This is a genomic window from Pseudomonas sp. P4_B4 (assembly GCF_056402255.1).
Map to the genome: position 1 here is coordinate 149,347 of NZ_JBFUHS010000023.1, position 14,308 is coordinate 163,654.

At 59.8% G+C, this 14,308-nt stretch carries 12 protein-coding genes; 5 read left to right on the plus strand and 7 right to left on the minus strand.

Annotated features, from left to right (window positions below; genetic code table 11):
* Window positions 1-132: 132 nt before the first annotated feature.
* Both cheR and AC1DVE_RS22465 read right to left on the minus strand, forming a co-directional pair.
* Window positions 133-960, minus strand: a complete 828-nt coding sequence (cheR, locus tag AC1DVE_RS22460; protein WP_223456081.1) for a protein-glutamate O-methyltransferase CheR — start codon at window positions 958-960, stop codon at window positions 133-135.
* Window positions 961-1,005: 45 nt separating this feature from the next.
* On the minus strand, window positions 1,006-1,938 hold the full coding sequence (locus AC1DVE_RS22465) for a chemotaxis protein CheV (RefSeq protein ID WP_008051531.1): 933 nt from the start codon (window positions 1,936-1,938) through the stop codon (window positions 1,006-1,008).
* 83 nt (window positions 1,939-2,021) lie between these two features.
* Here AC1DVE_RS22465 and flgA point away from each other — a divergent pair, with 83 nt between their 5' ends.
* The 4 genes from flgA (at window position 2,022) to AC1DVE_RS22485 (ending at window position 4,629) form a co-directional block, all read left to right on the plus strand.
* Entirely contained in the window at window positions 2,022-2,780 is a 759-nt protein-coding gene (gene flgA, locus AC1DVE_RS22470; RefSeq protein WP_223456080.1) for a flagellar basal body P-ring formation chaperone FlgA, read from the plus strand.
* A gap of 167 nt (window positions 2,781-2,947) precedes the next feature.
* A complete protein-coding gene (flgM, locus tag AC1DVE_RS22475; RefSeq protein WP_223456079.1) occupies window positions 2,948-3,274 on the plus strand; it encodes a flagellar biosynthesis anti-sigma factor FlgM in 327 nt (108 codons plus the stop codon).
* A 48-nt stretch (window positions 3,275-3,322) separates the two neighbouring features.
* Window positions 3,323-3,790, plus strand: coding sequence for a flagella synthesis protein FlgN (locus AC1DVE_RS22480; RefSeq protein ID WP_223456078.1), 468 nt, complete (start codon window positions 3,323-3,325; stop codon window positions 3,788-3,790).
* Window positions 3,791-3,882: 92 nt separating this feature from the next.
* Entirely contained in the window at window positions 3,883-4,629 is a 747-nt protein-coding gene (locus AC1DVE_RS22485; protein ID WP_223456077.1) for a flagellar brake protein, read from the plus strand.
* 65 nt (window positions 4,630-4,694) lie between these two features.
* Here AC1DVE_RS22485 and AC1DVE_RS22490 read toward each other — a convergent pair whose 3' ends face one another.
* From AC1DVE_RS22490 to AC1DVE_RS22505, 4 genes are all read right to left on the minus strand, one after another.
* Complete coding sequence (locus AC1DVE_RS22490) at window positions 4,695-6,065, minus strand: MFS transporter (RefSeq protein WP_223456076.1); 1,371 nt, start codon at window positions 6,063-6,065, stop codon at window positions 4,695-4,697.
* 62 nt (window positions 6,066-6,127) lie between these two features.
* The gene (locus AC1DVE_RS22495; protein WP_223456299.1) at window positions 6,128-7,372 is read right to left on the minus strand and encodes a glutamine synthetase family protein; all 1,245 of its coding nucleotides are present in this window, start codon (window positions 7,370-7,372) and stop codon (window positions 6,128-6,130) included.
* Between the two features lie 201 nt (window positions 7,373-7,573).
* Complete coding sequence (locus AC1DVE_RS22500; protein WP_477784189.1) at window positions 7,574-8,266, minus strand: sensor histidine kinase; 693 nt, start codon at window positions 8,264-8,266, stop codon at window positions 7,574-7,576.
* Window positions 8,263-9,867 (minus strand): tetratricopeptide repeat-containing response regulator, encoded by a 1,605-nt coding sequence (locus tag AC1DVE_RS22505; RefSeq protein WP_223456074.1) that lies wholly within the window; start codon window positions 9,865-9,867, stop codon window positions 8,263-8,265. The genes AC1DVE_RS22500 and AC1DVE_RS22505 overlap by 4 nt, the downstream gene beginning before the upstream one ends.
* A 956-nt stretch (window positions 9,868-10,823) precedes the next feature.
* Here AC1DVE_RS22505 and AC1DVE_RS22510 point away from each other — a divergent pair.
* Window positions 10,824-11,537 carry a response regulator transcription factor gene (locus tag AC1DVE_RS22510; protein ID WP_223456073.1) on the plus strand — a complete coding sequence of 238 codons (714 nt, stop codon included), beginning with the start codon at window positions 10,824-10,826 and terminating at the stop codon, window positions 11,535-11,537.
* Window positions 11,538-11,821: 284 nt separating this feature from the next.
* Here the strand turns inward: AC1DVE_RS22510 and AC1DVE_RS22515 are convergent.
* Window positions 11,822-14,308, minus strand: a 2,487-nt coding sequence (locus AC1DVE_RS22515; protein ID WP_477784190.1) for a DUF5801 repeats-in-toxin domain-containing protein, incomplete at its 5' end; no start/stop codon positions are given.

Sequence of the window (14,308 nt, forward strand, 5' to 3'; positions counted from 1 at the left end):
AAAACTGACTGACAAGACGCTTTCGCGAGCAAGCCCGCTCCCACAGGGGATTTGTGGTGTGTGGGAGAGATATTGCGGACAAAAAAACGGGAGCCCCTGAGGGGCTCCCGTTTTTTGACAACACCAACGAAATCACTTCGCCTGGTAAATGATCCCCGGGCTGCACTGGACCATCTGGTAATGATCCGGCAAACCGTTCAACGCTTCGGAAGCACCGAGGAACAGGTAACCGCCCGGCTTCAACGTGCTGTGGATACGCAACAGGATGTCCTTCTTCACCTCGGCGGAGAAGTAGATCAACACGTTGCGGCAGAACACGATATCGAACTTGCCGAGGCTCGCGTAGCTGTCCAGCAGGTTGAAGGAACGGAAATCCACCCGACTCTTGATCGGTGCCTTGATCGCCCAGCGCCCCGGCCCTTTCGGGTCGAAGTAACGTTGCAGGCGCTCGGGCGACAGACCGCGGCCGATGGCCAGGCTGTCGTACTCGCCGGTCTTGCAGTTGTTCAGCATGGTACCGGACAGGTCGGTGGCAATAATCTGCACGCCCATCCTCAACTGGCCCAGGTTGACCCGCTCGAACTCGTCGATGGACATCGACAGCGAATACGGTTCCTGGCCCGACGAACACGCCGCCGACCAGATGCGCAGGCGCTGGCCGGGACTGGCCTTGATCGCCTCGGGCAGAACCTTGTTCTTCAAGACTTCAAACGGGTAGGTGTCACGAAACCACAGGGTTTCGTTGGTGGTCATGGCATCCACCACCTGCTCGCGCAAACCGCTGCGCGGTTGGGTCTGCATGCGCTGAACCAACTCCCCCAAAGACTTGATGCCTTGCTGTTCCATCAGTTTGTTGAGACGGCTGGAGACCAGGTACTGCTTGTTTTCACCGAGCAAGATGCCACAGGCTTTTTCCAGGAATACCCGGAACTGTTCGAAATCCAAATTACCCGTAGACAATGATGCCGCCTCTTAAATCGTGTTGACTGCCAGGGGGGCGACCCCCTAGCTGATATCTGCTGCTTTGATCCGGTCGACTACCCGGGATGCCAGGTCATCAGGACGGAACTTGGCCAGGAAGTCATCGGCACCGACCTTCTTGACCATCGCCTGATTGAATACCCCCGACAACGAAGTGTGCAGGATGATATGAAGCTTTTGCATGCGCGGGTCGTTGCGGATTTCCGCCGTCAGGGTGTACCCGTCCATCTCCGGCATCTCGATGTCGGAGATCATCATCAGGAACTCTTCTTCCGGCTTCTTGCCCTCGTCGACCAGTTTGCGCAGGTAGTCCAGCGCTTGCCGACCGTCGTTCAGCGCCACCACTTCGACGCCGACCGTTTGCAGGCAACGCGTGACCTGCTTGCGCGCCACCGATGAGTCGTCGACCGTCAGCACGCGCAACGAAAGCGCCTTGTGCTGGGTTTCGACATCCACCACACCGACTGAAATCGCTTCAGGCGTCGGTGCCACTTCCGCCAGCACCTTCTCGACGTCGATGATCTCGACCAACTGATTGTCGACTCGCGTCACCGCCGTCAGGTAGTGATCGCGCCCGGTGCCCTTGGGCGGCGGATGGATCTCCTCCCAGTTCATGTTGACGATGCGCTCCACCGAGCGGACCAGGAAACCCTGGGTCTTGGTGTTGTACTCCGTGATGATCACGAAGGGATTGTGCTTGTCCTTCAACGCACCGGAGCCAGTCGCCATTGCCAGATCAAGGATCGGAATGGTCGCCCCCCGGATGTTCGCCACGCCGCACACGACAGGACTGGACTTGGGCATCAGCGTCAGCTTGGGGCATTGCAGCACCTCCCGAACCTTGAACACGTTGATCCCGTACAGCTGCTGGCCGTCGAGACGGAACAACAACAGCTCAAGGCGATTCTGCCCCACCAGTTGCGTGCGCTGGTTTACCGAATCCATTACACCAGCCATGCCCAGACTCCTACACCAACGCCAAGTGTTGTTGCGACGCGCCTTCATCACTAAACGGCACGGCGCTTGCTTTTTTAATCGTTATGAACACAGAACCGACATTTTTCCGACGCCTGACCACACCCTGCCGAAAATTGCTCGGTGTGCTGGCGGCTTTTTGCCTGTTCAACGCTGGCAGCCCTGCCCTTGCTGACGCGGTTACCTTGCCTGACATGCTTATCGGCGTCACTCAGGGCTTTCTTGAATTCACCGTAGAAGACTATCTGGCTACCAGCCAAACGGAAGGTCGCTACGAGATCCAGGTCAACCAACTCGATCCGCGCATGCACATGCCCATGTGCGACAAGGAATTGACAGCAACGCTTGAGAGTCCCAAGCCGCTGGGACGGGTTACGGTCAAGGTTCGCTGCGAGGGCGTTTCCCCCTGGACAGTGTTCGTGCCCGCTCAAGTCCGCCTGTTTCGCGAAGTCGTGACCAGCGCCCGGCCACTGCGCCGCGCAGCCATTGTCGAGCCTGGGGACGTGGTCCTGCGCGAGCGCGATATCAGCCTCACCAGCCAGGGCTACCTGACCTCCCTCGATCAGGCGATCGGACAGCGACTGACCCGACCAATGGTCGCCGACCAGGTGATTACCCTGGTGCATATCGAACAGGCAGAAGTCATCCGCAAGGGTGATCAGGTGGTGATTACCGCCCGCAGCGGTACGCTCAGCGTGCGCATGCCGGGCGAAGCGCTGTCAAACGGCAGCCTGAGCGAACAGATCCGGGTGAAAAACCTCAACTCCCAGCGAGTCATCAAGGCGCAGGTCATCGCGCCGGGGCAGGTGGAAGTGTCCATGTAAGGCTCGCTATTCATCAGAATGTGGCGCTTGCCGCGGCTGTTCCCTAGACTGTGTTCCAGGCACGGCAAGCGCTGGCGCGCGCAAGGTTCATTGATAAATGGGCCTAAAGTTTTCCAGGGAATGGCCGAAACCATGGCAAGCGTCCAAATTCCCAGAGGTTTTTTATCATGGTCATCGATTTCAGCCGATTGAACAGCTCCTCGTCCCTTACGGGCAGTACACGTACCAGCGCCAGCAAGGAAAGTGCCGAGGCCGGCAAATCTGCGCCGCTGGAGTCCGCGGCCGAACCGGCCGGTACCGTCAAAAGCGGGGAATCGGTACATCTCAGCAATGAGGCTCAACAGTTGCAGAAGGTCACTGACAAGCTGCGCGATCAGCCTGCCGTCGACAACGCCCGCGTGGCCGAGTTGAAAGCAGCGATTGCCGATGGCAGCTATAAAGTCGACAGCAACCGTGTAGCCAGCAAACTGCTCAACTTCGAAGCCCAGCGCTAGGCCACCGCCGGCGCCAGGCTTTTGGACGCTTAAAACCCAAGGCCAGCCATGCACGACACTCATTTACTGCAACTGATCACCGACGACTTTGCCCCAGCGCAACACCTGCTGGAATTACTGCAGACCGAATCCCTCGCATTGCATGGCCGCGACATGCCATTGCTCGAGAACATCCTGGCGCAGAAACAGGCATTGGTCGTTTTGCTCGAACAGCATGGCCGCAAGCGCAGTGAAGTCCTCGCCAGCCTCAACCTGCCGACCAACCGCGGCGGTCTGGAGCAATTGGCCGGCCAGTCGAGCATTGGCGAGCAGTTGCTGGCGCAAAGTGACGTGCTGACCGATCTCCTCGCCCAGTGCCAGGCCATCAACGCCAACAACGGCCAGTCGATCCTCACTCAGCAGGCCGCTACGGCCACCCAGCTGAAAATCCTCACCGGCGGTGAAACCCCGGCGCTTTACGATGCCAGCGGAACATTCTCCAAGCTTGCCAAGCCGCGCCCGCTCAGTCAGGCATGAGCCGGTCAATGCCCCCGCTCTATCAAGACGCGCAACATACTGGCAAACTGCCAGACTGCCGTAGTCAAATTTTGTCTGGAGATTGATTAACCGTGTCCAATGCCTTATCCGTGGATGATGCTCCGCAGCCACCCAAGGTGCTCTCCACGCCCTTGGAAATCTCCAGCAACCTGCGCCAGCTGCTCGAAAGCCATGACCCGCTGATCATCACATTCCACGAGCGCAGCCAGCGCTTCCAGAGCTATCTGGTGGACCTGGACCGTGACAGCAACATGATTGCCCTGGACGAAATGATTCCCCGTGATGGCGAGCGCTACCTGCTGGCGGGCGAACCGTTCAGGGTCGAAGGCTTCCACGAAGGTGTACGCATTGCCTGGGAAAGCAACGGCCGGTTGAACATCGACGAATCCGCTGGCAGCCGCTGCTATCGTGGCGCCCTGCCCGACGAAGTGGTGTACCACCAGCGCCGCAATGCGTTCCGCGCCGCGCTGAAGCTGGCACAACTGGTCAACGTCAACCTCGACGGCGAAAAACTCAAGGCCCCCATCAGCGGCAAGCTGCTGGATATTTCCGCTACCGGCTGCAAACTGCGCTTCGACGGCGACATCACTGGCAGCCTGCAACTGGGCCAGGTGTACGACCGCTTCAGCGCCGAACTGCCCTTTGGCAAGATGACCGCGCCGGTCGAGTTGCGTTATCTGCACTTCGAAGAAAAGATTTCCACCACCTTCGCCGGCGTTCGCTTCCACAACATGAGCGGGTTGGTGCAGCGTCAGGTCGAACGCTTCGTCTATCAGTTGCAACGCGAAGCACGTCGCTTCGACAAAGACGACATCTGATGGAGCGTCAACAAAAAACGGGCAGTCCCTTGCGGTGACTGCCCGTTTTTTTTGTGCCCCCGGTTTTAAGGCCTGGCCTCGGTAAAGCTTTGCTCGCGCCCCGAATCAGGGTCTTCTGGCGGTTGATCGGTTTCTGATTCGGATTCAGGTTCGGCTGACGGCTCCGGATTCACCGGATTGCACATCTGATCCTGCACCACCTGCTCATCGACCCGAGGATCCAGCGCCGCCACCAGTGGCGAACTCGTCATATTGTCCGGCATGGCCACGTGATGCAGCGGTGCGTCGTCGACCTGATGCAGGTTGGTCACCGCTTTCGGGCGAATCCGCCATACCAGCACCAACGCAAAGAAGCTGAAAAACGCGTAGAGCATCTGGCTGCCGAACAGCTTCATCAGCACGCCTGCCACCAGCGGCCCGATACTCGCACCCACGCCATAGGTCACCAGCAACATTGCCGTCAGGGACACCCGACGATCGCCTTCGACGTGGTCATTGGAGAACGCCACCGCCAACGGATACAGGCAGAACTGCACCAGCGAACAGACGAAACCGGCGATAAACAGAACCTCCAGCGGCACCTGCGGCATGATCGCCAGCGGCAGTGCAGCCAGGGCCAGGCTGAACGCGAAGCTGCGAATCAACACGGCCCGATCGTAGCGGTCGGACAACCAGCCCAACGGCCACTGCACCAGCAGCCCGGCAAAAATGCAGCTACCCATGAACAGACCGACCTGCTCCGTGGACAATCCTTGCTGCGAGGCATACAGCGGTGCCAGACCGTAGAACGAACCGACGATCAGGCCTGCCCCGAGCACCGTGCTCAATGACTGCGGCACGCGCTTGATAAAGAACCGTGGCTCCATCGGCGCCGGATGCATGGGTGCCGGGTGGATCCGCCGCGTCAGGGCCACCGGCACCAGACACAGGGCGAAACACAGGGCGACCAGCATCAGCAGCTCCAGCCCCAGCGCCGGATGCATGACCAGAATCAGTTGCCCCATCACCAGGCCCAGGTAAGAGGCGATCATGTAACCGCTAAACACCAACCCGCGCTGCTTGGCCTCGGCCTGTTCGTTCAGCCAGCTCTCGATCACCATGTACTGGCACATCATGCCGAGGCCGACGATCACCCGCAGGAACAGCCAGGCCGGCAGCCAATCGATCAGGCCATGCCCCAACACCGCCGCGCCGACAATCCCGGCACAGGCCGAGTAGGCCCGGATATGCCCGACCCGGGCAATCAACCGGTGACCGATCTTGCCCCCCAGCACCAGGCCGAAGTAGTTGGCGGCCATCAATGCACCGACCCACAGGCTGTCGACATGGTCGGCCGCCAGGCGCAGGCCCAGGTAAGTACTCAACAGGCCCGAGCCGATCAACATCATCAGCGAGGCGAAATACAGCGCCCGAAAGGATTTCCAGATTTGGCGCAACGAGCGGCTCCTTGCAGTGAGAATCGGCTACCGCTAAACGATAGCCGGATGTCGACGGATCGTCAGGCCTGGGTCGCTAACACACGACGCTCCCAGGGAGTAATTTCATCATGGAAACTGCTCAGCTCCAGGGTCTTCGAAGCGATGTAGCCTTCGATGAATTCCGCGCCGAACAGTTCCTTGGCCAACTGGCTACGTTTCAGACGCTCCAGTGCCGCATGCAAGGTACACGGCAACGAAAGATTGTCCGGCACTTCGAACTCACCCTGGATCGGCGCGCTCGGTTCCAACGCGTTCTCGATGCCATGCAAGCCCGCCGCCAGGCTTGCGGCAATCGCCAGATACGGGTTGGCATCGGCCCCCGGCAAGCGGTTCTCGACTCGACGGGCCACCGGTAAACTGGCCGGAATGCGCAGGCCGGCCGCCCGGTTGTCGTAGGACCAGCAGGCATTATTCGGTGAGGCGTAAGGGTGGCACAAGCGCTGATAGGAGTTCACGTTCGGCGCAAACAACGCGGTGAAGTCGGCCATGCAAACTTGCTGACCGGCAATGAAGTGGCGGAAGGTCGGCGTCTCCTGCCCCGCTTCATCACTGAACACGTTACGCCCTGAATCGATCTCGACCACGCTCTGGTGGATATGCATTGAACTGCCCGGCGTATGCGGCAATGGCTTGGCCATGCACACCACGCTCAGGCCGTGCTTGAGGGCAACTTCCTTGAGCAAGTGCTTAAACAGGAACGTCTGGTCGGCCAGCAACAGCGGATCACCGTGCAGCAGATTGATCTCGAACTGGCTGACACCCATTTCGTGCATGAAGGTATCGCGAGGCAACCCCAACGCAGCCATGCATTCGTAGACTTCATTGAAGAACGGCCGCAAGCCGTTATTGGAACTGACGCTGAACGCCGACTGACCATCTTCGCGACGACCGTCCAGCCCCAGTGGCGGCTGGAACGACTGAGTCGGGTCGGTGTTAGGCGCAAAAACGAAGAACTCAAGCTCCGTCGCCACCACGGGCGCCAAGCCACGGGCTGCGTAACGGGCAATCACGGCCTTGAGCTGACCACGGGTCGACAGGCTGGAGCTGGTGGTGGTGCCCAGTTCATTCGCGTCGCAAATGGCGAAGGCCCGCGGTGGATGGCTCCAGGGCAAGCGGTGGATTTGTGCTGGGTCCGGGATCAGCGCCAGGTCGCCATCATCGCTGCCGTAAAACCGCGCCGGCGGATATCCGCCCATGATGCATTGCAACAGCACGCCCCGCGCCATCTGCAGACGTCGACCGTCGAGAAAGCCCTCGCAGGTCATCACTTTGCCCCGTGGAACGCCATTCAAATCCGGCGTGACACATTCAACTTCATCAATGCCCGTCAATCGCTGCGCGAGTGAACTCAGGCCAACGGTCCTCATGACGCTATCCTTGTTATTGCGCGGGCCGCGAACGGCGACCGTACAAAATAGGCTCCGCGTGTTCGGAATTTCAAGCAGCGTCGAAAAATATGCTGCCTGTCAGGGCAGGTAAAGGCGGAACACCCCACCGCCCAACGGACCACCATTGCTGATTTCGGTACGCCCTCCCACGCCGTTGCGTTGATGCAGCGCGGCAATTCGCCCGGCAAAGTACAGGCCCAGCCCGGTGCTGCCGGTGCTTTGATTGATGCCCTGCACGTAATCGGCCTGACGTTCGAGCATCTGAGCCGGGTATCCCTCGCCATCGTCATTGATGGTCAACACCAGTTGCCCGGCTTCGTCGCTGACGCTGATCAAAACGGCATGCCGTGCAAAGCGAATGGCGTTGTTGATGCAGTTGGCCAATACCGACGCGATCAACTCACGGTCGAAGAAACCCAACGGGCTCAACGGGTCCACTTCAAAGGTGGCCATGATGCCGCGGCTGGCGAACACCTCCTGATGGCATGCCAGTTGCGCTTCGATGAAGTCGTCCAGTTCATGGTAGGCCGGTTGCAAGGGCATCTGATTGACGCCGAGCTTATACAGCCCCAGCAACTGCACCAGCATGCCGTGGAGGTGGGCGAACTCGAAGTCGATCACGCCCTGCTCCGGTGTCTGCTGCGCCGGCTCCGGCAATCGCGCCAGCCACTGGCTGTGGGCCTGCATCAGCATGGCCAGCGAGTTCTTCATGTCGTGCACGGTAGAGGCGATCACCGTGGAGAAATCCAGTGCCTGTTGGTTGTCGTTCATTGGCCAAACGCCTTGCTTTTCAGCTTCTGGTAACGCGGATAGCGCGCGTCGGAGTCGGGCATCAGGCCGACCATTTTCAGGCAGGTCCGGCATTCTTCCAGCTCCGCCGAAGGAGCGCTGGTATCGGTGCCATGCAACAACGATTGCGCCATGTTCAGGGCGATACTGATGTTCTTCGGCTGCATCGCCAGGGCTTTGCGGAATACCTGCCGGGCCTCCACCAGGTTGCCGGTCTTGTACACGCGCACACCCTGGCGGTTGAGTTCCGCGGCGGCGTTGCCGGAGTTGAGGATGCTCGGGTCGTCGGTCTGCTTGGCGATGTCCTTCATGACCACCGGATCGTCGCCGTAGATTTCCACGCAGTTTTTCAGCATCGCGGTACCGGCCTCGGTCTGCCCGAGCATTTTCAGCTGCTTGGCCACCAGCAAGGCCGCTTCGGCGCTCATGAATTGCTCCATGCCATCCAGGCGCAACAAGGCTTGCTCGGTGAGCTTGTCCGCCGTCTCGGCATCGTTGAGCAACAGGCTGGTGGCCTTCATCAGGCGCGCGCGGATTTGCAGGCCCGGATCGGAGGGATTTTCCTTGGCCACGGCGCTCAATGTGGTGTTGATTTCCAGTCGGGTCCGCGTGTCCAGGCCCCGTTCGCTGCCCTTGCTGATCAAGGCGTGGGCCAGGCCGAGATTGCTCTCGGCATCCTTGAACCGAGACTGCGCGCCCTGGCTCACGGCCTGGCGATAGGCCTTGGCCGCCGTGTCGAAGTCCTCGTTGGTCATCGCCAGCTTACCGAGCAACGCTTGCCGGCGCACCGCCAGCGGCGACAGACGAATCGCCTCTTCCAGAACGCGCTGTGCACCCTTGGTGTCCCCTTCGGCGACCAGCACGTCAGCCATGCCGTCATACAGCGACGGCATCATCGGGAAGACTTTCAGGGCTTTCTCATAAATGCCCTTGGCCTGCCCGACCTGACCGCGCTTGAACAGCAACTTGCCCAACCCGGCAAACGCCCATGGCAACGGGCGGTCGGCAATGATGCCGTCATAGAGGCGCTCCAGCGCTTCGTTCTGATTCAGGTCGCGCAGAGCATCGGCGCGATAGCGCAGGCACAACGGCGAGTAACGAATATCTTGCTTGCACAGGGCGATGCAGGCGTTGAGCACTTCCATCGGCTTGCCGCGGTCAAGGGCCTGCAGGATCGGCTTGAGCAGGGTCTTGCGCTGCTCCAGGCGCTCCAGGCGCTGGGCCAGGCTGGATCGGTTGAACGGCTTGGTCAGGTAGGCATCGGGTTCATGCTCCAGCGCGCTGAGCACCATGGCCTGGCTGGTTTCGGCGGTGACCATGACGAACACCGCTTCATGGCTGATCAGCTTTTCTTCCATCAGGTCTTCGAGCACCTGCTGGCCATTCTTCTTGCCGTCGCCCAGGTGAAAGTCCTGCAGGATGAAGTCGTACTGCTTCTGCGAGCACATTTTCAGCGCCTGCTCACCGGTATCGGCAGTGTCCACTTCCTTGACGCCCAGTTCGCGCAGCATCGACCTGACCGAACTGCGAAAGTCCGAGAAATCATCGACGATCAGAAAACGCTTTTGGTGATACGACAGCATCGAAGATTTCCAGGCAATTTAAGAAGAAGAACCCAAAGACAAATGCACGGACGGACTCAGCTTCGCAGCCCTTGATTTGGCGCGCAGATGATAATTGGTGGCACTAGGCTATCAAACACCTTCGCATAGACTATGAGCCCCCATGCCGACCGGAAGAGACCAACAAGTCCCTGACTGCCCGGGTTATCGGCCAGCAACAGCGTTCCCTTGAGAACCTTCCCCAATGCTCATTCTGAATATGTGAAGGCGTTACTGAGAACGAGACCTCGCGCACAAAAAAAACCCGCCGAATCATTCTTCCGGCGGGGCTTTTAGGGCAGTGGCGCGGGCATCAGGTGTTATCTCAAATCCGCAGGACGGGAGCGGCCAGAGCTACTCACTGATTTCCCCAAACTCTGGCTGGCAGGTGGCTCGGCCAGGCAGGTATCGCCGATAAATTGACTAAACCAAAATTAGTACTCCTAAGTGCACACCATTCGTCGATTAATTGACGATTGCAACCAGGATCAGACCTTGGCCACTGGCCACCTTTGGCGAGCCTAATACCTTGATTTTCGAGGGTTACCCCCCCTCTTGAGAACTGCGGTCAGGCCTACTCGCACTGGGCTTGCATCGAGGACCGACGGATGGGCAGGCAGGTAGCGCTCCGGGCTGGCCTAGAATCAGTTGAGAGGCGGGAGGGAGCACATCATCATGCGCAAACCATTGATAATTACTCGTATTGATCTTTTCTCCCGGGCTTTGTCTGCCTGTTGGAAACGTTCGCCTCGCCTGCCGGTGCTGTTGATGGAAATGGCCCCAGGGCCTCTGGTTGCCAATGCCTGGGTGGGCGCTATCGCGGCCTCCCGGCGTTCAAATCCGTCCTTCAATCGCGCCGACCCAGTGAGCAAGTTGCTGACCCGGGAAGGCCAGCGGGTGGAGGCCATCGTTAGTTTATCAAGGGGGTCAGGAAGATCATGACTGACCAAAAAGAACCAATTCGTGTGATGTTGATCGATTGTCGTCCGCTCGTGCTTAAGGGCCTTCACGACTTGATCAATGCCAGAAAGCCCCAGATGGAAGTGATAGCACAGGCCACCACCTATACCAGTGCGCTGGATCTTGCCGATCAGTTGCGGCCCAATGTCATTTTTTTCAGTTTCTTTCCGAATGCGCTGAATCCTCTGGATGTCGTCGCGGGACTCACCCGTAGCGCCGAAATGAAAGTGCTGCTGCTCAAGGGCCTGTACGAAGTCGTCCCCGTTGCCCAGGCGATAGAGGCTGGCGCTCGCGGCATCGTGCTGGCGGAAGACCCGACGGAATCGATTATCCAGGCCATCCTCAAGGTCCACCATAGCGACTTCGCAATGGATAGAGCCTGGGCTGGCGGCCTTTCCGGCTATGCCGCGACCGGGCATATACCCATGAAATGCAATCTGGAGCAGGCGAAACAGGCGCGGTTGACGTTGCGCGAGAGAGAACTGATTCGCGCCATCGTGGGCGAACCGTCCGCCAAATATGTGAGCATCGCCGGGCGCCTGGGGATCAGCGAGCACACCGTGCACAACCACCTCAGCAACATCTATCAAAAGCTTAATCTCATCAACCGCATCGACTTGCTGATGTATGCGCTGAAACACGGGCTCACCAACGAAGCACCGTCCGAGTCCGCCTGGGTGGAACTGGATTGAATTTCAAGTCGATACAATACGGTCTGCCCCTCACTTTCAGGGGGTAGACCGCCAACGTTTCGCCATCCTTGTCGGTAACCCGGGACAGAGTGCCCCGCAATACTGATGTCGTTCTCGGTAAATCCCGCCACGCCAACCTGTACCTACCCGCCGCGTTCTTCAAGCCTTGTGCTGCTCGCCAGTTCACAGCGCATGCGATCACGGGGATCTCGTATCTGAACCGCAAAAAGAATGCGAGGGTGGTTTCCTAGGCCACCCTCGCATCCGTTCACGCGCGCAAAGCCTCAGGCGCTGCCAAAAAAGATGTCGGTATTCTGAACATGGGCCCCAACCACGGTGATGGTCGTTGCTTGTCCGCCAGCCTCGGCAACCGTCACGACGCCGTTTGCACCAGAGTTGTCGATCTGGAAAACGGCGTTCGGGTCGCCGTTGAGCACCAGCTTGTCTTGCACACCTGAGCCCACATCGAAACCGGTGACCTGGTACAGGTTCTCATTGACTGACAGATCGATGTTGAACGCATCTTGCTCTCCGGCCGTGCCAACCAGCGTGAAGTCGAAGGGTGCGTTGGCCGGTTCGTTGGCGAACAGGTTGGCGGCAAACGTACTCGTCGCCGAGTCCCCGTCCTTGTCCGTCAGCGTCGCGCTGAACGCCAGCTGGACATCGCTGGCCAGGCTCTCACTCTGCTGAATGAACTGGATCACCGGGATCTTGATATCGCCCCGGCCCATCGTCAGCTGAACAGCGTCGATCAGTGACGTACCCTCCTTCTCGACGAGGAAGGACACCTGCCCGCCAGCCTCCGGCGTCAGGGTGTTCACCTCGACTTGGTTCGAATGCGTGCCATCCGCGTAGTAGATCCTGTAGTACAGATCCTCGGTCGCCGTGTTGTAACCCGCCACGGAGTTGTCGATGAAGACCTTCATGCCCGTCAGCAGGCTCTCTGGATTGATGACGAAGCTTTCATCGGCGGCGCTGATTGCCGCCAGGTTATCTCCCTGGAAAACGTTATTGCCGACGCCGATGCCGGCCGTGCTGACGTACATGTTCGCCGGGTCTATGTACGACGGCAGGGGGGGGGTCTGTAGCGTGGCTTCGGTGGGGTCGGGTGCTCCGAGCCCGATGCCGGTCAGGATATCCGAGGTCGACGCAAGCGCCTTCGCGGAAAAGAACACAATCTCCTCGGATGTCGAAGGAATAGCCGGGTCATTCGTCTGCGGAATCAACAATGTGCGCACCGGATCCGGGTTGCCGGGAGAGAGCGAGCCGCTGGCACTGCTGAGCACTATCGTCGAACTGAAGCCTTGCACCAGATCCAGTGCATAGCGACCATCGGCAAAGGCGGTCAGCGTGTAGTCGACGGTGGTATTCGCCGTTGCAGCGTTGTTGTCGAAATCACCGGTCAACGTTCCTGCGAATTGGTACGCGCCGTTGGCATCCGGTGACAGCGCCAGCTCGTGGAGCGTGCCGGTCCCGGTCGTGGTCGTGTTATCTGGCCTGACGAGGGTGAACTGGTCATTGACCAACGAGATATCCAGACCGGCCGCACCCAGCCCGTCGGCTCCCGTCGCCATATTCCAGAACCCGGATTGCGCAAGGACGCTACCGGTCCCGATCAAGTTGCCGAAACTGAGTGCCGGCCCGTCGTCCCTGAACACCAGGTTCTGCCCGATGTTGAGGGTCGCCTGGGCGCTGTCGCCGTCCCCGTCGGTCTTGATCGCGGTCAGCGTCACCAGGTTGTCCGAGGTCAAACTCGTTGAATCATCCGGATTGGTCGGGTCGAGATGCACCACGGCCCGGAGCTGGTCGAGCGTGACGCCGCCATTGGCGGCCACGCTGACCGTGAAYACCAGCAGGTTGCTGAGGGCTGTATGCCCTTCCACCACCGTGCCATTGAGCGACAGGTTCACCGCCTGGCCCGAGGCCGTGTCCGTCAGCCCGGAAGCTCCTGCCACTACGCCCAGTGCATAGGTCAGCGTGCCGGCACCATCGGCGCCAAACGCCGAGTTGAAGTTGGCGGCGAAGCTCTGGGTATCGTTGGTCGTCAGTATCGTTTCGTCCACCGTCAATGTTGGCTCCGTGCCGGTGGTGGTAATGCTTGGCCCGTCGTCCTTGAACACCAGGTTCTGCCCGATGTTCAGCGTCGCCTGGGCGCTGTCGCCGTCCCCGTCGGTCTTGGTCGCGGTCAGCGTCACCAGGCTGTCCGAGGTCAGGCTCGTCGAATCATCGGGATTGGCGGTGTTGGCATGCACCACGGCGCGGACCTGGTCGAGCGTGACGCTGCCATTGGCGGCCACGCTGACCGTGAACACCAGCAGGTTGCTGAGGGCCGTATGCCCTTCCACCACCGTGCCATTGAGCGACAGGTTCACCGCCTGGCCCGAGGCCGTGTCCGTCAATCCGGAAGCCCCGGCCACCACGCCCAGCGCATAGGTCAGCGTGCCGGCACCATCGGCGCCAAACGCCGAGTTGAAGTTGGCGGCGAAGCTCTGGGTGTCATTGGTCGTCAGTATCGTTTCGTCCACCGTCAATGTTGGCTCCGTGCCGGTGGTGGTGATGCTCGGCCCGTCGTCCTTGAACACCAGGTTCTGCCCGATGTTGAGGGTCGCCTGGGCGCTGTCGCCGTCCCCGTCGGTCTTGATCGCGGTCAGCGTCACCAGGTTGTCCGAGGTCAAACTCGTTGAATCATCCGGATTGGTCGGGTCGAGATGCACCACGGCCCGGAGCTGGTCGAGCGTGACGCCGCCATTGGCGGCCACGCTGACCGTGAA

Excerpts from the sequence above, each read along its gene's own strand:
- AC1DVE_RS22495 (WP_223456299.1), bottom strand. The coding sequence starts at position 7,372 with ATGACCTGCGAGGGCTTTCTCGACGGTCGACGTCTGCAGATGGCGCGG.
- AC1DVE_RS22510 (WP_223456073.1), top strand. The coding sequence starts at position 10,824 with ATGACTGACCAAAAAGAACCAATTCGTGTGATGTTGATCGATTGTCGT.
- flgM (WP_223456079.1), top strand. The coding sequence starts at position 2,948 with ATGGTCATCGATTTCAGCCGATTGAACAGCTCCTCGTCCCTTACGGGC.
- AC1DVE_RS22480 (WP_223456078.1), top strand. The coding sequence starts at position 3,323 with ATGCACGACACTCATTTACTGCAACTGATCACCGACGACTTTGCCCCA.
- AC1DVE_RS22500 (WP_477784189.1), bottom strand. The coding sequence starts at position 8,266 with ATGAACGACAACCAACAGGCACTGGATTTCTCCACGGTGATCGCCTCT.
- AC1DVE_RS22505 (WP_223456074.1), bottom strand. The coding sequence starts at position 9,867 with ATGCTGTCGTATCACCAAAAGCGTTTTCTGATCGTCGATGATTTCTCG.
- flgA (WP_223456080.1), top strand. The coding sequence starts at position 2,022 with ATGAACACAGAACCGACATTTTTCCGACGCCTGACCACACCCTGCCGA.
- AC1DVE_RS22465 (WP_008051531.1), bottom strand. The coding sequence starts at position 1,938 with ATGGCTGGTGTAATGGATTCGGTAAACCAGCGCACGCAACTGGTGGGG.